The organism is Candidatus Dedyshia acidiphila, from assembly GCF_051025295.1.
Taxonomy (GTDB): domain Bacteria; phylum Acidobacteriota; class Terriglobia; order Terriglobales; family Acidobacteriaceae; genus KBS-83.
Genome location: NZ_JBMGJV010000137.1, coordinates 1 through 253 on the forward strand (window position 1 = coordinate 1; position 253 = coordinate 253).

Below are 253 nucleotides of genomic sequence, written 5' to 3' on the forward strand. Positions count from 1 at the left end.
GGGCTGCGCATCGTGAACATCTACTCGCCAAACGGCAATCCCATCGGCAGCGAGAAGTTCGTCTACAAGCTGGCCTGGATGGATCGTCTGCTGGTCCAGATGGCGCGCTGGCTCTCGAGCGGCACGCGACCATCATTGGCGGCGATTTCAATGTCATCCCGGAAGATATCGACTGCCACAAAGCCGAGTCGTGGAGCCGCGATGCGCTCTTCCAGCCCGAGCCGCGCGCCCGTTATCGCACCATGATCGAGCG

1 protein-coding gene is annotated in these 253 nt (G+C 61.7%); it reads right to left on the reverse strand.

The annotated features are described in order from the left end of the window. Nucleotides 1-62 precede the first annotated feature (62 nt). On the reverse strand, nucleotides 63-253 hold a 191-nt coding region (locus AC5IJH_RS18445; RefSeq protein WP_491904282.1), incomplete at its 5' end, for a hypothetical protein.